Source organism: Bradyrhizobium sp. USDA 4353, from assembly GCF_054063215.1.
The window spans coordinates 1,888,144-1,910,291 of the sequence record NZ_JBSSGB010000001.1 but is presented as its reverse complement, the minus strand read 5'-3'; the positions used below and the strand labels follow the sequence as shown (position 1 = coordinate 1,910,291).

The 22,148-nt window shown below is 65.7% G+C and carries 18 protein-coding genes and 1 tRNA gene; 7 read left to right on the top strand and 12 right to left on the bottom strand.

What is annotated here, in order from left to right:
* Positions 1-85 precede the first annotated feature (85 nt).
* Together ACVILH_RS08580 and ACVILH_RS08575 are read left to right on the top strand one after the other, a co-directional pair.
* Positions 86-162 (top strand) — tRNA-Arg (locus ACVILH_RS08580).
* Positions 163-499: 337 nt separating this feature from the next.
* Positions 500-3,595 (top strand): tetratricopeptide repeat protein, encoded by a 3,096-nt coding sequence (locus ACVILH_RS08575; RefSeq protein ID WP_456716909.1) that lies wholly within the window; start codon positions 500-502, stop codon positions 3,593-3,595.
* Positions 3,596-3,648: 53 nt separating this feature from the next.
* Here the strand turns inward: ACVILH_RS08575 and ACVILH_RS08570 are convergent, their stop codons facing one another.
* From ACVILH_RS08570 to ACVILH_RS08550, 5 genes are all read right to left on the bottom strand, one after another.
* Complete coding sequence (locus ACVILH_RS08570; RefSeq protein ID WP_456712496.1) at positions 3,649-4,551, bottom strand: outer membrane protein; 903 nt, start codon at positions 4,549-4,551, stop codon at positions 3,649-3,651.
* A gap of 301 nt (positions 4,552-4,852) precedes the next feature.
* Positions 4,853-6,034 (bottom strand): acyl-CoA dehydrogenase family protein, encoded by a 1,182-nt coding sequence (locus ACVILH_RS08565; RefSeq protein WP_456712495.1) that lies wholly within the window; start codon positions 6,032-6,034, stop codon positions 4,853-4,855.
* A 92-nt stretch (positions 6,035-6,126) separates the two neighbouring features.
* Positions 6,127-7,140 carry a formamidase gene (locus ACVILH_RS08560; RefSeq protein WP_456712494.1) on the bottom strand — a complete coding sequence of 338 codons (1,014 nt, stop codon included), beginning with the start codon at positions 7,138-7,140 and terminating at the stop codon, positions 6,127-6,129.
* 122 nt (positions 7,141-7,262) lie between these two features.
* On the bottom strand, positions 7,263-7,823 hold the full coding sequence (locus ACVILH_RS08555) for a TetR/AcrR family transcriptional regulator (protein WP_456712493.1): 561 nt from the start codon (positions 7,821-7,823) through the stop codon (positions 7,263-7,265).
* A gap of 11 nt (positions 7,824-7,834) precedes the next feature.
* On the bottom strand, positions 7,835-8,296 hold the full coding sequence (locus ACVILH_RS08550) for a nuclear transport factor 2 family protein (RefSeq protein ID WP_456712492.1): 462 nt from the start codon (positions 8,294-8,296) through the stop codon (positions 7,835-7,837).
* Between the two features lie 275 nt (positions 8,297-8,571).
* Between ACVILH_RS08550 and ACVILH_RS08545 the strand changes: the two genes are divergently transcribed.
* The 3 genes from ACVILH_RS08545 to ACVILH_RS08535 all read left to right on the top strand — a co-directional run bounded on the left by ACVILH_RS08545 (position 8,572) and on the right by ACVILH_RS08535 (position 11,387).
* Positions 8,572-10,161 (top strand): ATP-binding protein, encoded by a 1,590-nt coding sequence (locus tag ACVILH_RS08545; protein ID WP_456712491.1) that lies wholly within the window; start codon positions 8,572-8,574, stop codon positions 10,159-10,161.
* Positions 10,162-10,255: 94 nt separating this feature from the next.
* On the top strand, positions 10,256-10,816 hold the full coding sequence (locus ACVILH_RS08540; protein ID WP_456712490.1) for a hypothetical protein: 561 nt from the start codon (positions 10,256-10,258) through the stop codon (positions 10,814-10,816).
* A 322-nt stretch (positions 10,817-11,138) separates the two neighbouring features.
* The gene (locus ACVILH_RS08535) at positions 11,139-11,387 is read left to right on the top strand and encodes a hypothetical protein (RefSeq protein WP_456712489.1); all 249 of its coding nucleotides are present in this window, start codon (positions 11,139-11,141) and stop codon (positions 11,385-11,387) included.
* Between the two features lie 282 nt (positions 11,388-11,669).
* Here ACVILH_RS08535 and ACVILH_RS08530 read toward each other — a convergent pair whose 3' ends face one another.
* Positions 11,670-11,927, bottom strand: coding sequence for a hypothetical protein (locus ACVILH_RS08530; protein WP_456712488.1), 258 nt, complete (start codon positions 11,925-11,927; stop codon positions 11,670-11,672).
* Between the two features lie 367 nt (positions 11,928-12,294).
* Here ACVILH_RS08530 and ACVILH_RS08525 point away from each other — a divergent pair, with 367 nt between their 5' ends.
* The gene (locus ACVILH_RS08525; protein WP_456712487.1) at positions 12,295-13,116 is read left to right on the top strand and encodes an outer membrane protein; all 822 of its coding nucleotides are present in this window, start codon (positions 12,295-12,297) and stop codon (positions 13,114-13,116) included.
* Positions 13,117-13,178: 62 nt separating this feature from the next.
* On the opposite strand, the gene ACVILH_RS08520 is transcribed toward ACVILH_RS08525, so the two are convergent.
* The 5 genes from ACVILH_RS08520 to ACVILH_RS08500 form a co-directional block, all read right to left on the bottom strand.
* Positions 13,179-14,303 (bottom strand): ABC transporter permease, encoded by a 1,125-nt coding sequence (locus tag ACVILH_RS08520; protein WP_456712486.1) that lies wholly within the window; start codon positions 14,301-14,303, stop codon positions 13,179-13,181.
* Between the two features lie 3 nt (positions 14,304-14,306).
* On the bottom strand, positions 14,307-17,054 hold the full coding sequence (gene rbbA, locus ACVILH_RS08515; RefSeq protein WP_456712485.1) for a ribosome-associated ATPase/putative transporter RbbA: 2,748 nt from the start codon (positions 17,052-17,054) through the stop codon (positions 14,307-14,309).
* On the bottom strand, positions 17,051-18,151 hold the full coding sequence (locus tag ACVILH_RS08510; RefSeq protein ID WP_456712484.1) for an HlyD family secretion protein: 1,101 nt from the start codon (positions 18,149-18,151) through the stop codon (positions 17,051-17,053). The genes rbbA and ACVILH_RS08510 overlap by 4 nt, the downstream gene beginning before the upstream one ends.
* A 117-nt stretch (positions 18,152-18,268) precedes the next feature.
* A complete protein-coding gene (locus tag ACVILH_RS08505) occupies positions 18,269-18,481 on the bottom strand; it encodes a hypothetical protein (RefSeq protein WP_456712483.1) in 213 nt (70 codons plus the stop codon).
* Positions 18,478-18,660 (bottom strand): helix-turn-helix domain-containing protein, encoded by a 183-nt coding sequence (locus tag ACVILH_RS08500; RefSeq protein ID WP_456712482.1) that lies wholly within the window; start codon positions 18,658-18,660, stop codon positions 18,478-18,480. The genes ACVILH_RS08505 and ACVILH_RS08500 overlap by 4 nt, the downstream gene beginning before the upstream one ends.
* 380 nt (positions 18,661-19,040) lie before the next feature.
* On the opposite strand from ACVILH_RS08500, the gene ACVILH_RS08495 reads away from it, so the two are divergent.
* Positions 19,041-20,168, top strand: coding sequence for a helix-turn-helix transcriptional regulator (locus ACVILH_RS08495; RefSeq protein ID WP_456712481.1), 1,128 nt, complete (start codon positions 19,041-19,043; stop codon positions 20,166-20,168).
* Between the two features lie 7 nt (positions 20,169-20,175).
* On the opposite strand, the gene ACVILH_RS08490 is transcribed toward ACVILH_RS08495, so the two are convergent.
* Positions 20,176-22,122, bottom strand: coding sequence for a tetratricopeptide repeat protein (locus tag ACVILH_RS08490; RefSeq protein ID WP_456712480.1), 1,947 nt, complete (start codon positions 22,120-22,122; stop codon positions 20,176-20,178).
* Positions 22,123-22,148 lie beyond the last annotated feature (26 nt).

The window sequence follows — 22,148 nt, the reverse complement described above, 5'->3', positions numbered from 1 at the left end:
CCGGACGATCCGCCACATGTCGTCGAAAGCAACGCCCAAAGGGCGTTGCCGACCACGGGCCAATCGGCTAAACCGGTCCCCGCACGCACCCGTAGCTCAGCTGGATAGAGCGTTGCCCTCCGAAGGCAAAGGTCACACGTTCGAATCGTGTCGGGTGCGCCAGCCTCTGGGAACGCTGGCATCGTGCAGCAATTCGCTGTTTGATCACTGACCACCCCCCCGATGGCCTGCCCTGGATGGCGTGATCGCCTCCGATCCGAATGGCATTGCCGTCCATGTCAATGCTGACCATCACAGATCTGTCGTCGGCCTGGCTTTAGAGCACGAGGCGGCGGTTGGTGTTTTTCCGTCGCTGTGGTTCGCTGCGGCGAAACGTGGATCGATTTGATGTCGATGCGAGAGCTCGATCAGGCCGCCGCAGCGCGAGCTGCCGGATCGCGCTCCGTCATTGCATGCGAGTGGTTGATGCGATCGGGTTGGTGGGAACGGACTTGTCAGTATTGTCCTGGCGGCTGCTCTGGCGCCGGCCGCGGCGCAGAAGGTCGATATCGAGGCCGCGCAGAAGCGCTTCACGGAGCTTTACGCGGCCGGCAATTATTCCGGAGCTCTGGCCCAGGCGCAGGCGACCGAGGCTGCGGCCAAGCGCGCCGGGACCAACAATCTCACTTACGTTCTGGCCCTCAACGACCTCGCCCGCGCCAACCAGGAGCTGGGCCGCTACGCCGCGGCGGCCGGCATGTTCAAGCAGGTGCTCGACGCCCTGCAGAAGAACGTGCCGCCATCGGACCCGCGGATCGCGCAGGCGCTCGCGAACCTCGCGACGGTTGAGCTGTTGCAGGGCAAGAGCGGCGAGGCCGAGACGCTGTACAAGCGGGCTCTCGAGATCGCGACCAAGGCGCTCGGCGCGAACGATCCGGCCGTGGTCAGGCTGCTCGGCAATCTCGGCGACGTCTACACCAGCCAGGCGCGTCACGCGGACGCCGAGGCCGAGTACCAGCGCGCGTTGGCGCTGGCCGAGAAGAGCAATGGTCCGAACAGCCTCCCCGTCGCGCTGGTTCTGAACAATCTCACCAAGCTCTATGAGGATGAGAGCCGGTTCGCCGAGGTCGAGCAGGCCACCCAACGGGCGCTGGCGATTCGCGAGCAGGCGCTCGGCCCTGATCACCCCGAGGTCGCGGCAAGCCTCAACAACCTTGCGCATGTCTACGAGCGGGTCGGCCGCTACGCCGAAGCCGAGAGCTTGTACCGGCGCGCGATCGCGATCTGGGAGAAGAGCGTCGGGGCGAACCATCCGCGTCTCGCGACCTCGCTGCTCAACCTCGCGAGCGTCTATGCCGATGAGGATCGGCTCGACGATGCCGAGGCGCTCTACATGCGCGCGCTGGTGATCCGGGAGGCGGCGTTCGGCGCCGACAGTCTCGGCGTCGCCACCGTGCTCAACAATCTCGCCGCGATCTATGAATCGCAGGAGCGTTACGCGGACGTCGAAAAATACGCCAGGAGAGCGCTCGAGATCGCCGAGACGTCGATCGGTCCCGCGCATCCGGATACGGCGAAAGTGCTTCGCAAGCTGGGCGTCGCCTATGACGGGCAGCGCCGCTACGGCGAAGCCGAGGCGCAGTTCGATCGCGCGCTGGCCATCCTCACCAAGGCGGTCGGGCCGAACCACCGCTTCATCGCTCCGGTCCTGGTCAGCCAGGGCCATCTGCTCGAGCATCAGGGCCGCTACGATCAGGCCGAGCAGGCCTACAAGCGCGCGCTCACGATCAACGAAGCAACACGGGGGCCGAACCATCCCGAGGTCGCGCGCGGCTTCAACGACCTCGCGTCGTTGAGCCTCCTGCAAGCAAAGCCAGCCGAGGCGGTCGCCTTATCCCGCAAGGCCACCGCGGCGATCCTGGCGCATGCCGACAACGACATCTCGCCGGGAACGCCAGCGGACAGTGCATCGGGTGGATTGATCGAGCAGCGCAGCGACATCTTCGTCACTCATGTCGCTGGCCTGGCGGCCGCGGTACGCGAGGATGGCGGCTCGGCGCGCGCGCTCGGACAAGAGGCGTTCGACAGCGCGCAGTGGGCCATCCAGTCGTCGGCCGGCACCGCGCTCCAACAGCTTGGACCGCGATTTGCCACGGGAAACGATGCGCTTGCCGCGCTGGTGCGGACGAACCAGGATCTGTCGGCCTATCTGCGTGATCGCAACAAGGCGCTGGCGTCGGCGCTGGCGAGCCTGGATGGCGCGTCCGCGACCGCGCGGATCGACGACATCCGCAAGAGCATTGCCGATGCCGAGCGCAAGCTCGCCGCCAACGCGGCGGCGTTGCAAACGCAGTTTCCGGACTTCGCGAGACTGTCGGCGCCGAAGCCTCTGAAAGTCGACGATGCGCAGAAGCTGCTCGGGCCGGACGAGGGGCTGCTGCTGCTCCTGACGGGTGAGAAGGAGAGCTACGTCTTTGCCCTCTCGGCAGACGATTTCGACTGGCATGCGATCCCGATCGGCGGCAGCGAGCTTGCGGTCGAGATCGCGAAATTCCGCAAGGGCCTCGATATCGATCAGCTCGGCCCGTTCGACCTGCCGCTCGCGCACCGCATGTTCGAGCAACTGATCGGTCCTGTCGATGGGATCATCAAGACCAAGCGCAATCTGCTGGTCGTCGCATCGGGCGCGCTGACGGCCTTGCCGTTTCATTTGCTCGTGACGGATCCGCCGCCCACCGGCCCTGCGCAGGATGCCACGGCCTATCGCGACGCTGCGTGGCTGATCAAACGCCAGGCGGTGACCGTTCTGCCCTCGGTCGCCAGCCTGCAGACGCTCCGCTCATTCGCTCGCAGGGACTTGAGCCAGAAGCCGATGATCGGATTTGGCGACCCCGTGTTCAGCCAGGAGCAGGCGCCGGGCAACGGCAAGGATGGCCGGGGCACGCGACGATTGGCCCGCGCCTATACCGAATATTGGCGGGGGGCCGGCCTCGATCGCTCCGCGTTGGCGTCGGCGCCACGGCTCGCCGATACGGCAGATGAGCTGAAGGCGGTGGCTTCGGACCTGGGCGCTGCGATGTCCGATATCCATCTCGGTCGCGACGCCAGCGTCACCACCGTGAAGCACGCGCCGCTCGCCGCCTTTCGCATCGTTTATTTCGCCACGCATGGTCTCGTTGCCGGCGACATCAAGGGCCTGGCCGAGCCCGCGCTGCTGCTGAGCCTGCCGGCCCAGCCGAGCGAGGAGGACAACGGGCTACTCACGGCCAGCGAGGCCGCGCAGCTCAAGCTGAGTGCCGAATGGGTCGTGCTGTCGGCCTGCAACACGGCGGCCGGTGACAAGCCTGGCGCGCAGGCGCTGTCCGGCCTGGCGCGCGCCTTCTTCTTCGCGGGAGCGCGGGCCCTGCTGGTCTCGCACTGGCCTGTCGACTCCGAGGCAGCGACGCGGCTGAACATCTCGACCTTCGCCGCGCTCAAGGCGGAGCCGACGCTCGGGCGCGCCGAAGCGCTGCGACGCGCCATGCTGGCCCTGCTCAATGACCGGTCGTCACGCACCAGCGCCCATCCGGCGATCTGGGGTCCGTTCGCGCTGATCGGAGAAGGCGCCCGGCGCTAAATCGGCAAACGCGCTGCTCGCATCCCCGATGCAAGCAGACGCCCGGGAGGCGGTCAGAAATCGAAGCCGATGCCGACGCGGATGGTGTGGAAGGATTCGCGCAGGTTGATCGTCGCGCTGCTGGACGGCGCGCTGCAGCCGGTCGGCGCGATACACACGGTGTTGACGGCCACGGTCTTGGTGTAGCTGCCGAAGTCCGTGTAGCGGTATTCCACGCGCGCCTTCCACCGATCCCATAGCGCGGTCTCGACGCCGACGCCGGCGGTGCCGCCGACCCTGGTGTCGGACCAGCTTGCCGACGCCGTCGCCGTGCTGCCCGGCGTCACGACGGGCGGGAACGAGACCACGATGGTCGTCGTGCTGAGCGCGCCGGCGTAGGTGAACGAGCCGCTGATGTTGCCGACCGCGACGCCGGCGGTGCCGTAGACCAGGGTCGAAGGCGTCACGAGCCAGCCGTAACGCAGCCGAAGCGAGCTGTCCCAGTTCTGCCTGATCGAGCCGAACTTCGTATCGGAGCGGCTGTTGAGACAGCCGGGATCGAAACAGACCGCCGGCAAGGACTGCAGCGCCGAGCTTTCAGCACGCTTCCACGACCAGTCGGCTTCCACGCCGACCACCGTATCGCCGAGCTGCCAGCGGTATCCAAGGAAAGGACCGACCGTGTAGCTGAGGGGATGCCGCCCGAACGAGAACGGCGTTTCGAAGCAGCTCACGCCGAACGGAAAGCCGGCCGGGCAGACATAGGCGCCGGGATCGACGAAATTGTTGTTGACCGAGCTGACGCCGTTGGAGCCACCGAGCTGTCCGCCGGACCAGTTGCTCTTGGCCACCTGCTGGGTTCGCTGCGGCTCCACGCGCCGCTTCTGAATCGACACCGGCAGGTCCGCCGCAAATGCAGGCGCGACCGCGGCAATCGCCAATCCAACAACAAGGCTCGAAATCAATTGCTTCTGCATGATCGTCCGAACGAGTCTCGTGAATACGCAACCTATGTTACTTCCTCAACTGATGATCCCATACGAAGGAGAGCGGACATTCGTGCTCGGCACCGCGTTTTGAGAACGAGTGTTTCTCCGTGGACACAGAAGCGGCAATCGTTGATCAGATCAGCAAACTCGCATCAGTCCTGATCAGAAGACGGATCTGTCACTTTGCTGCGAGACCAAGGAGCAACGCTCCCCGCCTCATTCAAATGAATGATGCCCAGAAATTTCTTCGTTGCTAAGCTGAGAGGTCGAGCCGGTATGCTATGCGCGATCAGGCCCGCGGCTTGAGGAATTCGCGCGCGACGATCAGCTTCTGCACTTCGGTGGCGCCTTCATAGATGCGGAGCGCACGGATCTCGCGGTAGAGACTCTCGACGATCTCGCCCTTGCGGACGCCACGGCCGCCGAACATCTGCAGCGCGCGATCGATGACGCGCTGAGCGGTCTCGGTGGCGGTGAGCTTGGCCATCGCGGCCTCGCGCGTGGTCGGCAGCTTCTGGACGTCGCGGCGCCAGGCGGCGCGATAGGTCAGAAGCGCGGCGGCGTCGATGTCGGTCGCCATCTCGCCGAACGCGGCCTGCGTCATCTGCAGGTCGGCCAGCGCGCCGCCGAACATCTGCCGGCTCTGCGCATGTGCCCGCGCCTCGTCGAGCGCGCGGCGGCCGAAGCCGAGCGCGGCGGCGGCGACGGAGGCGCGGAAGATGTCGAGCGTCTGCATCGCCAGCTTGAAGCCGCCGCCAGGCGCGCCGAGCCGCCGGCTTGCCGGGATGCGGCAATTCTCGAGGCGCAAGGTCGCCAGCGGATGCGGCGCGATCACCTCGATGCGCTCGGCGACCGAGAAGCCGGGATCATCGGGGTACACGACGAAGGCGGAGATGCCGCGCGCGCCCGGCGCCTCGCCGGTACGGGCGAACAGCGTGTAGACATCGGCGATGCCGCCGTTGGAGATCCAGGTCTTCTCGCCGTCGAGCACATAGGTGTCGCCGTCCAGCCGCGCGACGCAGGACATCGCGGCGACGTCGGAGCCCGCCTCCTTTTCCGACAGCGCAAACGCCGCCAGCCATTCGCCCGTGCGCACCTTGGGCAGCACGCTGGCGCGCAGCTCGGGCGAGCCGCCGAGCGCGATCGCGCCGGAGCCCAGCCCCTGCATGGCGAAGGCGAAGTCGGCGAGGCCATCGGCATAGCCAAGCGTTTCGCGCGACAGGCAGATCGCGCGGGAGTCGATCGCGCCGGCATCGGCATCCGGCGCCACGACGGCGCTGTCCAGCAGACCTGCCGCGCCGAGCGCGCGCACGATCTTGCGGCAGGCCTTGTCGACATCGCCGTGATCGACGTCGTCGAGCACGCCCGAGCCGATGAAGCGGTCGAGCTGCGTGCACAGGTCGCGATGACGCGGCTCGAAGAACGGCCAGTCGAGCCAGTCGCGCGGGATCACCTTGGCCGATGCACTCATGATGGACCTGTCCGCCAATTATTTTAAACATAAAATAATTGGCGGACGATCGGTCTGTCAAGCTTGCGGCGTTCGTCCCGGTGGGCCGCCGGTCACTCCGCCGCCTTGGCAATCCTGCCGAACACGCGCGTCGGCGCCGGGAAGCCGCAGGAGGTGCCGTCGGTGATCTTGACCTGGTCCTCCCACGGCAAGCGGTAGGTGCCGGCGACCATGTCGTGCATGAAGGTGTAGGGGCAATCCATCGCGCCGCCCTTCACCGCGACATAGCCGCGATGCCAGAGCTGATAGATGTTGTTCTCGACGCCCCAGCCGAGCCGCGCCTCGCGCACGAGATCGGGACGCACCTCCGCGGTGATGATCTCATCGGCCCGGCCCGTCGTGCCATGAGCGAGAATGCTGCCGTCGAAATTGACGATCATGCCCTCGCCCATCGAATCGAACGAGCCGTCGGAGCCGCACATGCAGACATTGGCTGTTACCATCAGGTTCTGGAACGCGTTGGCCTGGTTGGTGAAGCGCCAGCTGTCGCGGATCGGCGCGGTGTAGCCGGCGGTGCGGATCATGATCTCCGCGCCCTTGTAGGCGCACTCCCGCGCCATCTCCGGGAACATGCCGTCATGGCAGATGATCAGTGCGATCTTGGCGCCGCGCGGTCCCTCGATCACGGGGATGCCGAGGTCGCCCGGCTCCCACGGCTCGACCGGAATCCACGGATGCAGCTTGCGGTAATACAGCTTGATGTCGCCATTGCTGTCGATGATCAGGCCGGAATTGTAGGGATTGCCGTCGGGGTTGTACTCCATGATGGAGAAGCAGCCCCAGATCTTGTTATCGATGCAGGCCTGCTTGAACGCGGCGACTTCCGGCCCGTCGAGCCGGCACATGATCTCCGGGTTGGTGTCCATCGACAGGCCGTGCAGCGAATATTCCGGGAAGACCACGAGATCCATGGTGCCGAGATTGCGCCGGGCCTTGCCGACCATCCAGACGATCTTCTCGGTCTGCCGCGCGAGATCCTCCTTGGTCACGACGACCGGCAACTGAAGTTGCACCAGGCCGATGACCACGCCGTGTTCGGATTTATTCAGACCGCCTAAGCCGTTCATGCCGGACCTCCCGTGATGTCGCCGCTGCTTGGGACGTTGCGCCCAACACAACCACGATTTCACCGACGCCGCGCGCCGATATTTCAGCCCGCGCATTGCCGCTTGAGGAGGCAGTTCCGTCGTCAGCGCGGGGCGTGTCGCAACCGCCTCTGGAACCGCGCCAGCGCGCGACCGAACACGGCCTGATCATCGGTCGCCCGCGCCAGCACCAGGGCGCCCTGGATGCCGAGCACGACCTCCTCGGCGCTGTCTGCGGCCGGCGCCGCAGGCCAGCCGGCGCGCATCAGCGCATCGCGCAAGGCCGCGATCCAGCGCGTGAAGTAGCTGGCGATTACAGCGGCGAAGCGGTCCCGCGTCCCGTCGAGCGCAAAGGCGCCGACCAGGCACACCCGCCGGCCGGAGCGGAAGTAGTCGTCGACGCCGCGCCACATCCGCGCGATCGCTACCTCCGGCGCGTCGTCGCGCAACGGCGCATAGATCTCGCGCTCGAACCAGCCGTCGACATGCGCGAGCACGGCACGCGCCATCTCGTCCTTCCCGCCGGGGAAGAAGTGATACAGGCTGCCTTTGCCGAGGCCCGTGGTCTCGGTGATGCGGCTGAGCGAGGTGCCCTCGAAGCCGTGCTCGCGGAACACCTCGGCAATCAGCGGGATGACGTCGGCGCGCTCGTTCAGCGTCCGCATCGCGCGCCTGCTCAGAGACCGAGGTCGGTCAGCCCCGGATGATCGTCCGGCCGGCGCCCGAGCGGCCAGTGGAATTTGCGGTCAGCTTCCTTGATCGGCAGATCATTGATGCACGCGTAGCGGCGCTGCATCAGCCCCTCGGCGTCGAACTCCCAGTTCTCGTTGCCATAGGACCGGAACCAGTTGCCGCTGTCGTCATGCCACTCATAGGCAAAGCGCACCGCGATCCTGTTGTCGCTGTGCGCCCAGATCTCCTTGATCAGCCGGTAATCGAGCTCCTTCGCCCATTTGCGGGTGAGGAAGGCGACGATCTCGGCGCGGCCGGTGATGAACTCGGCGCGATTCCGCCAGCGGCTGTCCGGCGTGTAGACCAGCGATACGCGCTCGGGATTCCGGCTGTTCCAGCCGTCCTCGGCCATCCGCACCTTCTGGGTGGCGGTCTGCAAGTTGAAGGGAGGTGCGAGCGCAGTCATGAAAGCTCTCCATTGTACCAATTCGACTACTCTGTACCTTTCGGTACACCGAGTCAACTGACCGGCCTTTGAACATCGGTCTCGACCGCGCCTCGCAATCTCCGACGTTCGTCGCGGGAGTTGCCGAATGCACGGTGCGCATCTACCGATCTTTACATCGCGGCACTCAGCACGCTTGTGTGCTCAACGGGAAATTTGAATGATCTGCTCAGGGAAGCGGCCGGATCGCGGGGACAACACGATCCGCCGGCCAGACGCTGTGGGGATTACCGGACATGTCGAAGCTCACGCCGCATGGCGAGTGCCTGCTGTGGTCGCCTGAACTCATCTGGGTGAATGCGATCTCCGACACCCTGATCTCCTTTGCCTTCTTCACGATCGCCTTCGTGCTCGCCTATATCGTCTATCGCCGCCGCGACTTTCAGTTCAGCTACATCTTCTGGGCGTTCGCGCTGTGGGTGTCGGTGTGCGGGCTGACCCGGCTGATCGAGGTGCTGACGCTCTGGGTGCCGGCCTATGTGCTGGAGGCGACGACCAAGGGCTTCCTGGCGTTCATGTCCTCCGGCATCGCCGCCGCGATGCTGTTGCTGCTGCCGCGGGTGCTGACGATGCCCTCCCGCGCCGAACTGAAGCAGGCCTATGCGCAGCTCGAGGAGGAGACGCGGCAGCGCCGCACCGCCGAAGCCATGGTCAAGCGCTTTCAGGAGATCGAGGCCACCGAGACGCAGGTCCGCCAGGCGCAGAAGATGGAGGCGATCGGCCAGCTCACCGGCGGCGTGGCCCACGACTTCAACAACATTCTGACGGTGATCACCGGCACCATCGAGATCCTCGCCGAAGCCGTGAAGGACCGGCCGCAATTGGTGCAGATCACCAGCCTGATCAACTCGGCCGCCGCGCGCGGCGCCGACCTGACCAAGCATCTGCTGGCCTTCGCCCGGCGCCAGCCGCTGCAGCCGCGCAGCGTCGACATCAACGGCATGGTGGTCGATACCGCACGCCTGCTGCGGCGGACGCTCGGCGAGCAGATCGAGATCGAATCCATGCTGGCGCACGATTCCTCGCCGGCGATGATCGATCCGAGCCAGCTCTCGACCGCGATCCTCAACCTCGCGCTGAACGCGCGCGACGCCATGCCCAATGGCGGCAAGCTGACGCTGGAGACCAAGAACGTCCTGCTCGACGACGCCTATGCGCGGATGAATCCGGAGGTGATCCCCGGCAACTACGTGATGATCGCGGTCAGCGACACCGGCATCGGCATTCCGGCCAACCTGCTCGACAAGGTGTTCGAGCCGTTCTTCACGACCAAGGATGTCGGCAAGGGCGTCGGCCTCGGGCTCAGCATGGTCTACGGCTTCGTCAAGCAGTCCAATGGCCACATCAAGATCTACAGCGAGCCCGATCACGGCACCTCGGTGAAGCTGTATTTGCCACAGGCCACCGTCGACGCGGAGGCGCTGCTGTCGGCCGCCAACACCGCCGGCGTGGAGCGCGGCGACGAATCGATCCTGATCGTCGAGGACGATGCGCTGGTGCGCGAATATGTCATCGCCCAGATCAAGCGGCTCGGCTACACCACGCTCGCCGCCAGCAAGGCGGATGAGGCGCTAGCGCTGATCGACAGTCCGGCCCGCATCGACCTCTTGTTCACCGACATCATCATGCCCGGCGGCATGAACGGCCGTCAGCTCGCGATCGAGGCCTTGAAGCGGCGCCCGAACCTGAAGGTGCTCTACACGTCAGGCTATACGGAGAACGCGATCGTGCACCACGGCCGGCTCGACGCCGGCGTGCTGCTGCTCACGAAACCCTATCAGAGCGCGGATCTCGCCCGCATGCTGCGGACGGCGCTGAACGCATGATCCCGGTCAGTGGCGCCGCATGATCCGGCACTCATGCGGGTGCGTTTCCGAAACGGATGCGATGTGCAAAAGCGTAGCGGGATGAGGGACTTGAATGCGTAACATGTTCGGGCGTTGGCTGGCCGCGGTGCAGGCCTATGCATCGGCCGACGATCCGCAATCCGACATCGCCGCCAAGGTGGCGCTGGTGATCGTCTCCAACCAGCCCTTCTACCCGCTTTATCTCCACGCCATCGCCGGCACCGCCGCCTGGCCGGCCTGGCTGACGCTGCTGACGACGCCATTGTTCGCCAGCGTGCCGGTGCTGGCGCGGCGCAATCCGTTCGCCGGCCGCGCCCTGATGGTGCTGGCGGGCACGCTCAACACCGTGTTCTGCGTCAAGCTGTTCGGCGCGCACAGCGGCGTCGAGCTGTTTCTGATTCCCTGCGCCCTGCTCGGCGCGCTGCTGTTCCGGCCGGACGAACGCCTGCGCTCGCTGCCGCTGCTGGCGCTGCCATTCGCGTCGTATCTGCTGATCGATTCCCGCCTCGGCGCCCCCGTGATGCAGGTCGCCGACGCCAACTATCCCTCGCTGATTTCCATCAATGCGATGAGCGTCGCCGCGCTGACCGCACTGATCGGCCTGCTCGCTGCAGCACGCATGTCAACGGAGTAGCCCCACCCTCCACCGTCATCCCGGACAAGTCCGAACACGCGATAGCGTGGTCGAACGCAGATCCGGGATCCATACTCCGTGCTATCCGTGTTGCGCACGCTGGAGCGGCGTTCTTCACCACAACGACGGCCTGTGGCTATGGGTCCCCGGTCGGCACCCTGACATCGCGTCGCGACGCCAAGGCTTGCCCGGGAGGACGCCGGTTATTGACCACGTCCTGGAGCAACTCACGCGTCGTGATCCCTGGGGACAATGAGTCGCCCGTCGGGCAGATCGAGACGCGGCGGCGCTTCAAACAACTCCCCTCCACGGCCGAAGACGCGTGCGCCTCAAGACCAATTTCACACGCGGCCTCAACGCGATGACCTCTGTCCAGGTGCCAGCGCAAAAATATTCCACTTTCGTTATTTCGGAATCTGGTGTCTGCTGTGCCCACACCGCCTCGGGCAGAGGGCGTATCGCGGTCGTCACGACACGCGAGGCGGGGAGCGATGGCCACGGCGGATCGCAGCATGCCTTCGGGCGTGCCGACGAACGGTTCGCGGTGGACGGTGAAGTCGTGTGGTCCTGACACCCCGATGCTGGTGTCCGCGCTGACGTGAGCGTCATGCGCAACGGTGGCCAGAAAGCCCGGTGCACCGAGGAGAGCGCGTATAAGCCGTAGCCCATCGTGCAGGGAAGGCCGGGATGCCCGGCCGAGCCTGTGGTTCCTGCCCCGTGCATTCTTCTCGCACGGGGGCCGCAGGCGCCGGTCGGCGCCTGGTCTTCCCTGCCCCTCTCACGTCGGGAGGGTCCATCGTCGCAACAACTCGGGCGCGGACCGCGCTGCGAGACGGACGAACTGTTTGTCGAGCTATGCCGCGGCGAACTGCCAGGGCGACGGCGTGTAGGAGGGTGCGTGATAGTTCAGATTGGCCGGCGGCTGCGACGGCGCCTGGCGCGCGACGAAATAGGCTTCGAGCTCGGCGACGGCCCGGCTTTCCCATTCCGCGGCCTGCGCCAGCAACGAGTCGCGCTGATGGGGACGAAATGCCGCAGTCTGCCGGTACAAGGACGCGACGGTACGATAGCGCCGCACGTTTTCGAGAACCGCTTCCCCATTCATCGTCATGATCGCTCTCCCCTCTCCGTCCCCTCAGGACACGCCGAAAGTGCACGGGCGCGCTTTGCGAAATCGTTAGCGGCCTGCACAGCGCGTTCTGATGGTTGGCAAATCCTTGCCTAAGCGAATGCATCGAATTGTCTCGGTTATCATCGGCAGGAACGTGTTGGTCGACCGGCCGGGAGCCCGCGCGGGTGCATTTACGGGTTCTTAGGGTTAAGCGGACGAGCTCCGAAAGTGACGTAATCACAGATACTTAGTGACGTGATCACAGACGCATACGAACACGAGTGTTGTAGTTCGATGACAGCCGCGCAGCCCGAAATGTGAGAGGAGTATGTCCGAACATTGCTGAATTTGATGAGGGATTGTGACCATGAAAACGCTTGCCTCCGCCGTCGCTCTGCTCATCACGAGCTCGCTCAGCGCCTTCGCCGCCGATCTGCCGGCGCGCTACACCAAGGCTCCGCCTCCGGCCGCGATCTACAACTGGACCGGCGGTTACTTCGGCGGCAACGTCGGCTATGGCTGGGGCCGCTCGAACCTCGGCACGACCCTCGACCAGACCAGCGACTGGCAGCTCGAAGGCGCCGCCTTCCAGAATCAGTTCGTCAGCATCAGCAACAACAGGCTCAATCCGGCCGGCGTGTTGGGTGGCCTTCAGGCCGGCTACAACTGGCAGAGCGGCGCGGGTGTGTTCGGCATCGAGGCCGACATCAACGGCACGGACATCAACAAGCGCGTCATCTATACGGCGCCCAATGCGCCGACCACCCGGACGTTCAACGAGAGCATCCGCAGCGACTGGTTCATGACGCTCCGCGGCCGCGCGGGCTATGCGGTCGACACCACGCTGTTCTACGTCACGGGCGGCCTCGCGGTTGGCAACGTCAAGGGCAGCTGGGATCTGACCTCCGGCAATGGCTACAGCAAGACCGGATCTGCCAACGAGACGAAGGCCGGCTGGACGGTCGGCGCCGGCGTGGAGCACGCGTTCGCACCGAACTGGACGGTCAAGGCCGAATATCTCTACACCGATCTCGGCAGCATCAACTATTCATCCGCCTATGTGCCGGGCAGCACCTTCGCTCCCCCCGGCTTCAATTATCGCGAAAGGCTGTCGCAGGATTTCTCGTTCCACACCGTCCGGATCGGCGTGAACTACAAGCTCGGCAGCCCGGTCGTCGCCCGCTACTGATCGCAGCAGCAACGTCATCTGCGCGCACAGGCCTCGGCACCGCCGGGGCCTTTTTGCTGAGCTCAAGCCGCCGCGATCGCGGCCCGGAATCGCCGCAGGGTCAGCCACAGCACCAGCGCGGCGGTGACGGCCACGGCGAGGAATTGCGGCCACACCACATCGAGGCCGGCGCCGCGATAGAGGATCGACTGAGCGAACGACACGAAGTGCGTCGATGGCGAGGCTTTCATGATTGTCGCCAGCCACAAAGGCTGGCTCTCGACCGGCGTCATCCCGCCGGAGAGCATGTTGATCGGCACGGCGACGAGGATGTAGAGCAGCCCGAGCTGCGGCATCGAGCGCGCGATGGTGCCGAGGAACAGGCCGACCGCGGTCGCGAAAAACAAATAGAGCACGGTGCCGCCGAGAAACAGCGGGATCGAGCCCATGATCGGCACCTGCAGATACCAGCGCACGACCAGGTAGAGCGCGATGGCAACGGCGACCGCGATGACCAGCGCATTGGCCCAGATCTTCGACATCGCGATCTCGAACGGCGACAGCGGCATCACCAGGAGATGATCCATCGTGCCATGCTCGCGCTCGCGCACCAGCGCGGCGCCGGCCAGGATGATCGCCAGCATCGTCACGCTGTTGATGATGCCCATCACGCCCTCGAACCAGGCGGTCGTGACGTTGGGATTGAAGGCGATCCGCGTCACCAGATTGACCGGCGCCTGCGTCGATGTCTCGGAGCGGGCGACGAACCAGGCGACCTCGGTGTTGATGATCTCAAGCGCATAGCCGGAGCCGATACCGGCCTGGATCATGGCTGTGGCATCGACATTCACCTGCACCGAGGGCTTGCGCCCGGCAAGAACGTCCCGCTGGAAATTCGGCGGGATGTCGAGCACGAAGGTGAAGCGGCCGCTGTTCATCAGATGCTCGACCTCGTGCTGCGCGATGTAGACGGGCGGCTGGAAGTAAGGCGGCAGGAACACGCCTGCGATGCGGCGCGACAGCTCGGAATGGTCCTCGTCGACCACGGCGATCGAGGCCCGGCTCAGCTCCTGCGAATTGCTCTGCGCCTCGCTGACGACGGCGATGGTGAAGGAATAGATCACGAGCCCGATCAGCACGACGTCGCCGAACAGGCTGCGCAGCTCCTTGGTGCCGAGCCAGAAGATGTTGGAGAGCGAACGCAGCATGGCTCAACGCTCCTGCTTCGGCAGCATGGCCAGGCTGATCCCGGTGAGGACCGGGATGAAGATGAGCAGCACCAGGATGTCGGCGCCGAGGTCGGCAAAGCCGAGCCCCTTGGTGAAGGTGCCGACGGTGATCGGGCGGTAATAGGTCATCGGAAAGCCCATGCCGAGCAGGCGGGCGACGCCGGACAGCGACGACACCGGGACCAGCATGCCCGAGAATTGCGTGGCCGGCAGCACTGTGAGGATCGCCGTGCCGAACAGCGCCGCGATCTGGGTACGGCAGAAGGTCGAGATCAACATGCCGAAGCCGGTGGTCGTGATCACGTAGACGAAGGTGCCGACGAGCAACGGCAGGAAGTCCCCCTTCATGGGCACCTGGAACAGGGTCAGGGCCATGACGTACATCAGCGCGAAGTTGACCATGGCGACGGCGATGTAGGGCAGTTGCTTGCCGACCAGGAACTCCAGCCGCGTCACCGGCGTGACGTAGAGGTTGGTGATCGAGCCGAGCTCCTTTTCGCGCACCACCGCGAGCGCCATCAGGATCGCCGGAAACAGCGCCAGCAGCAGCGCGATCGTGCTCGGGGCCATCGCATAGATGCTGTCGAAGGCCTGGTTGTACTTGAACCGGATCTCGACACTGACCGGCGAGGCCGCCTGCGGCCGCGTCGTCTTGACGGCGGGATCGGACAGATAGAGCTGGTGCGTGCCTTCGAGATAGCCGCGGATGGTCTCGGCGCGGAACGGCATCGCGCCGTCGATCCAGGCCGACACGAAGGCGGGGCGGCCACGCTTGATATCCGCGCCGAAGTTCGGCGGGATCTCGATCGAGGCCTTGATGTCCCCGCTTTTCATCCGCCGCTCCAGTTCGGCATAATCGGCCAACGGCGGCTTCTCGACGAAGTAGCGCGAGCCGCGGAGCTCGGTGAGATAGGCGCGGCTCTCCGGCGTCTGGTCGCGGTCGAGCGCGGCGAAGGTGAGGTTGTTGACGTCGGTCGAGATGCCGAAGCCGATCACGATCATCAGGAACGCCGTCCCGAACAGCGCGAACATCAGCCGGATCGGATCGCGGATCAGTTCGAGTCCCTCGCGGATCGTATAGGCCAGCAGCCGCCGCAGGCTGAAGCCGGTGTGGCCGCCGCTGCTCGGCACAGCTTCCGGATGGCTGGCGGACTGCGCCTGGGTCAGCGTGACCGGCGGATCGGCGACGCCGGCGTCCTGCTCCAGGAACGCGATGAACGCCTGCTCGAGCGTCTGCGCCCCCTTGGCGCGGATCAGCCCGTCCGGCGTATCGGTCGCCAGCACGCGGCCCTCATGCATCAGCGACAGCCGATCGCAGCGCGCCGCCTCGTTCATGAAATGAGTGGAGACGAAGATCGTCATGCCGTCCCGGCGCGACAGCTCGATCAGCAGCCGCCAGAACTGATTGCGCGCGACCGGGTCGACGCCGGATGTCGGCTCGTCCAGGATGAGCAGATCGGGCTTGTGGACGATCGCCACCGCGAGCGACAGCCGCTGCCGAATGCCGAGCGGCAGGTCGGCGGCGAGCCCGTCGATATGCTCGGCCAGGTCACAACGGTCGATCAGCTCGGCGATCCGCTTGGCGGCGACGTCGCGCGGCAGCTGGAACAGCCGGGCATGCAGCACGAGATTCTGCTGCACGGTGAGCTCGCCATACAGCGAGAACGCCTGCGACATGTAGCCGACGCGGCTACGCGATTCATGGTTGCCGGCTTCCATGGAGCGGCCGAAGATCAGCGCCTCGCCGGACGTCGGCGGCAGCAGGCCCGTCAGCATCTTCATCGTCGTGGTCTTGCCGCAACCATTGGAGCCGACGAAGCCGAAGATCTCGCCCTTGCCAATCTCGAAGCTCACATCGTCGACGGCGGTGAAGTCGCTGAAGCGGCAGGTGAGGTGACGGGCGACGATGACCGTCTCATGGTCGCCGTCGAGCTCCGACTTGTCCGGCATCTGGGCGTGATCGCGCGAGGCCTCCGCAGGCAGCAGCGCAATGAAGGCGTCCTCGATCGTGTCGGCTCCGGTCCGTGCCTTGAGCTCGGAAGGCGTGCCGGTCGCGAGGATGCGGCCATCATTCATGGCGATCAGCCAATCGAAGCGCGCAGCCTCCTCCATATAGGCCGTTGCGACGATCACGCTCATGCCGGTGGCGCTGCGCGCGCGCAAGCGATCGATCAGGTCCCAGAACTGCCGCCGCGACAGCGGATCGACGCCGGTGGTCGGCTCGTCGAGGATGAGGAAGTCCGGATCATGAATCAGCGAGCAGCACAGGCCGAGCTTCTGCTTCATGCCGCCCGAGAGCTTCTTCGCCGGCCGGTCGGCGAAATCGGACAGAGCCGTTGCCTGCATCAGCTCGTTGATCCGCCAGTCGCGCTCGGCGCGAGCCTGGCCGAACAGGCGCGCGAAGAAGGCGATGTTCTCGCGCACGCTGAGGTCGGGGTAGAGATTGCGGCCGAGGCCCTGCGGCATGTAGGCGATGCGCGGACAGATCCGCTCCCGCGCGCGACGGTCGGACATGTCGGCCCCGAGCACGACGGCCTGCCCGTTCTGGATGGCGCGGGCGCCGGCCAGGATCGACAGCAGCGACGACTTGCCGACGCCATCCGGCCCGATCAGGCCGATGACGCAGCCGCTGGGAAGCTCAATCGAAATATCGTCGAGCGCGGTGACGTCGCCATAGTGCTGGGAGAGATGCCTCGCGACCGCGACCGGAGCCGGCGCTGATGTGCTCATGGCGCAGCTTGCAGACGCGCGGGCCATGCCGTGTCGGGATTCCACCTGACATAGGCGACCCCCGGCAGCCCGCTCCTGACCGCATCGGCGTGCGCGGTCAGGCGATCCGGGTCGACGCGCACGCGGATGCGGAACATCAGTTTGTCACGCTCGCTGCGCGTCTCCACGGTTTTGGGCGTGAACTGCGCCTGGCTCGCGACGAACGACACCTTGGCCGGAATCGGACGATCAGGATAGGCATCGAGCACGATGCGCGCATCGCTTCCGACCTTGATCTTGCCCACCTCCTCGGTCGGCAGGAACACATCCATGTAGACGTAGCCGGTGTCGAGCATGGTGAAGACCTTGCCGCCCGCGCCGAGAACCTCGCCGACATTGGCGAGCCGATACTGGATGCGGCCCGCCTTCGGCGCGATCAGCGAGTTGTCGGCGATCTGCACCGTGTAGAGCGCGACATCGTGGCGAACGGCCTCGAGCCCGCGCTCGGCCTCCGAGATCCGCGCCTGCGCGCCGACGAGGCCGGCGGTGGCGGCATCGAGCGCCTGCTGGCGCTGGTCAGCGAGCTCGCGCGTCGTCCAGCCATTTTGCAGCAGCCCGCGCGTACGCTCCATCTCCTGCTCGGCCAGCGTCTTCTGCGTCTGCAATTGCACGAGATTGGCGCGCGCCTGATCGACCACGTGCTGCGCCTGCTCGGCTTGCGCAGTGGCTTTCGACAGCGACTGCTGCAGCTCCTTGCTGTCCATCCGCGCGACGATCTGCCCGGCCTCGACGAGATCGCCGATATCGGCGCGCAGCTCGGCGACGCGGCCGGCATATTTGGTTGCGATGTCGATCTCGTCGGCCTCGATGCGGCCATTGCTGACGCTGATGCCGGGCGGCAGCGGCGGATGCAGACGCTGCCACCACACATAGCCGCCGCCTCCGGCCGCGCCGACGACGAGAAGCAGCAGCAGGAGCGGCCAGCGACGCCACGCCCGCCGCGGCTCATGTGCCGCGGGGACAGGCAACACCGGCGCAGGAACGAGCGCTGCGGGCTCGGTCCGAACCTGCTGAACGGGCCGTTCGTCACCGACGAGCTGGGTGTCCTGTGGATCCATTCCGATTGGCCTTCTTCACCTGAAGCAGGCGCCTCGTTTGCCACAGGCCCTCGAGAATCCGTTGACACAGCTCAATCGGCGACGATGGCGTCGCCCGCACGAACGATCACGTTTGGTTTACGGCGCGGAATCGGATGTCGCGATGGCATGGATCAGCAGCAGGCAGCTGAAGATCACGAACAGCGCGAAGGCATGGAATTCGCGCAGCGACATGCCGAGCAGAGCCAGCATCCCATCCACCGGAAGGCCGGCAACGATCAGCAGCAGAAGACCCGTGCCTGCGAGGAAGATGCCATCGAGAATTTTCAGCGCGATCATCTTGCTCGTCATCGCACGCCCTCATCGGCCAGACACCCGCCGGGCATGTCGCGGCCGCCGTCGCCTCGCACCTCGCGCGGCGTCGTGCCGTAGTGCCGGCGGAAGGAGCGATTGAAATGCGACAGATCGCCGAAACCCACATCAACGTGGTCGGTCGAGAATTCGACGATGCGAGAGGTGAGGTCCGACATGCTATCAACCGAGACTTTGACAAGCGGCAGCTGGAGCTTCGCGCAGACGACACAAGTGATAGCGCCATCCGCGCGCAGCCGGCGTCCTCCGATGGGAGGACGTGCCTTCCTCTGCGGCATTCGGATGTGAACTGGATCACGTCTAGTCGTGACAGCCCCGGCAACCATCGCCGGGCACCAAGGCGCCGCGTGCGCAGGAATGGCGCGGTCTGCCGCTTTCACAAGCGATCAGGATGATGCTCTCTGGACGATGCTTGACGAGAGAGATTGCTCCGTGAACCTCGGACGCGCCGTGACGACCTATGATTGGGAATATCGTCTGCCGATCCGTGTTGATTGTGGAGATCGGCAACGCCAGCGGCGATCGCAGAGAGGTGACCGTGGAGAGCGAACGCTATACGCAGGCGCTGGATGCCATCTATCAAGGCTTTGCGGACGTCGATGGCATCCCCACCGCACTGGAGTCGATTCGCAATCTGATAGGAGCCGAAGGCGCGACCTTCGAAGTGATCGACCCGGCCATCCGACGGCCCGTGCTGTTTCACAGCAGCGGCGTCGCCTCGGCCGAAGGCGACGTCTATCTCGCCCACTTCGCGCACCGCAACCCGCGCCTGCCGGTGGCCTTGCGCCAGCAACGCGGCGAGCTGTCATGGGACTATCAGGTCATGGATGAGAGCGCGATGGAGCGCGATCCATTTTACGCGGAGTTCCTGCCCCGCGCCGGCCTTCGCTATTTTATCTCGTTGGTGATCGACCGATCGCCGCAGCGGTTCGTCGCCTTCACCCTGCAGCGGTCGTCGCAACGCGGGCATGTCGGCAGATCCGAGATCGCACTGATGCGACGTCTGACCCCGCATTTGCAGCGCGCCTATGGGATGAGAGGCAGCATGGCCGCAGCTCACGGCGACGGCGTCGGCACCAAGGTCCTCGACCTCCTGAAGGACGGCGTCGCATTGCTCGATCCCAAGGGCGAGGTCGTCCACGTCAATCCGAGCCTGCAGGCCATCGCCATCGAGACCGGGCTGTTCCGGATCGATACACGCGGCATTCACTTCGGCGCGTCCGATCTGCGCAACCGCTATGCGCGTGCCTTCGGCGCGGTGATAGGCCGTGACGGTCTGACCCTCGCCGACGACGCCATCGACTTTCTCGCGCCCCGTCCCGGTGGACTGCCGCCGTGCACGATTTCACTACGAGCCCTGCGCCAACGCTGGCCGCGGCCTGATGGCCCGGACGCTGCCGTGATGATGCTCGTGCACGATCCATTGCAGGAAAGCGCAGCGACACATCTGCTGCAGGATCTTCATGGCCTGACCCGGGCCGAAGCTCAGCTCGCCTGCGCGCTGAGCACTGGCATGACGGCCGTCGAATACGCGACGCATCGCGGCGTCAAGGTCACCACGGTCTACACGCATCTGAAGCGGACGCGAGAGAAGACAGGCTGGCGCAGCGTCACCGAGCTGACGCGGCGCGTGCACGAGATTTCGATCAGGCTTCGCGAGAGCTGACGGCGGCTCAGCTTGCAGCAAAGCCGTCAACCTGCCGCGCCAGCGCATCGCGGACGCGGGTGACGACATGGCAGTAGTCACGGCGCTGATCCTGACGGAACAGCCGGACGCTCGGATACCAGGGGCTGTCATCGCGATCGAGCAGCCAGCGATAATCGGGCGTGTAGGGCAGCATGATCCAGGTCGGCTTACCGAGCGCGCCGGCAAGATGCGCCACGCTGGTGTCGACGGTGATGACGAGATCGAGGTTGTCGATCAGCGCCGCCGTGTCGACGAAGTCACGGATGTCGCCGGTGAGGTCGAGGATCTCGTTGCGCTCGGCCAGCACAGCCTTGTCCGCGGGCCGCGCGTCCTTCTGCAGGCTGACGAATTGCGCTCCGACGTCGAGCAGCGGAAGCAGCGTCGCCAGCGGCATCGAGCGGTTATGGTCGTTCAGATGCACGGGATTGCCGGACCAGACGAGGCCAACGCGCAAGGACTTATGCGGTCCAAGCCGCTGCGCCCAAAGCGCGCGGCGCTCCGCAGCCGGACGCGGCAGATAGCGCGGCGCAGCGGGGATGGTGTCGAGGCGGGTCGCAAAGGCGAGCGGCAGGCTCGACAGCGGGCAGTGATAGTCGATCGCCGGGATCGGATCGACGCCGCGAGCCAAGCACTCTGCCACGCCCTCCAGGCCCGCCAGCAGCGGCTGCAGCGGAGCATCGACCTCGAGCACGACGCGCGCGCCCCCGGCCGCGACCATCGCCGCGTAGCGCGCGAACTGGATCGTGTCCCCCAAGCCCTCGTCGCTGTGCAGCAGAATCGTCTTGCCCGCGAGCGGGGCGTCGGCAAGCCACATCGGCGCCTCGAAGCTGCGCTCGACGAAGCCAACCGCGCGACATTTGCGGCCCCATTCGCGCGCCGCCCAGCCACGCGCGAAATCGCCGGTGAGCAGCCGGAACAGCGCGGCATTCCAATGCGCGTCGGCGAGGTCCGGCTTCAACGCGACCGCGCGGTCGAAGCTGGCGAACGCCTCGTCGAAGCGGTGCAGCTCGGCCAGCGAGGTGCCGCGATGATTATGAAACTCGGCCGTCTGCGGCCGGATCGCGATCGCCTTGTCGAAGACGGCGATGGCCTCGTCGTGACGGCCGAGATTCTGCAGGATGCAGCCATAGCTGTTGGCGATATCGGGATCATGCGGCGCCAGCGCATGCGCGCGCTGGCCGGACACCTGCGCCTCGCCGTAGCGGCGCTGACGCCGCAGCGAGATGCCCTTGAGACAGAGCACGCCGGCCTGGTCCGGCTGCTGCTTCAGGGAGTGGTCGAAGCGCGCGATCGCCTCGTCGTATCGGCCCGCGTCGAAATGCACTGCACCGGCCTTGTTGGCGGCCTCGAGCTGGTCAGGCTTGAGCTTCACCACCTGATCGAAGGCCAGCGCGGCTTCGTCGCGACGGCCTTGGGCTTCCAGCACCTCGCCGAGCCGAAGCCATGCCGGGACGTGATCGGGTGCAAGCTGCAGCAGGCGATCGCAGGCGAGCGCGGCCTCGGCATGACGGCCCGTGAGCTGCAGCAGCTCGCCGAGAGCATCCCAGCTGTCGGCCGAGTCCGGTTGCAGCTGCAGCGCGCGATCATAGGCCTTGATCGCCTCGTCGAGCCGGCCGGCGAGCCGCAACGCCTGAGCGAGTCCCACGAAGGACGACGAACGGCTGATATCCTGCCTGATCGCACGCGCGAACCATTCGATCGCATCATCGGCGCGCTTGAGCGCGAGGCAGACCTGGCCCATCGCCTGCAGCGCATCGACCGAGGCGGCATCCAGCGTCAACGCCCGGCGGCAGGCGTCCTCGGCCTGCGCCAACTGGCCGGCGCGCAGCAGCCGCAACGCCGCCGCGCACAACGCATCCGGCGTATCGCTGCGTCCCGACGATCCGGGTTTCACCGGAGATTTGCCGGCGGGCCGATGCGGCTTGTGCTTCATCACGGAATCTCTGCGCTCGTGACGCA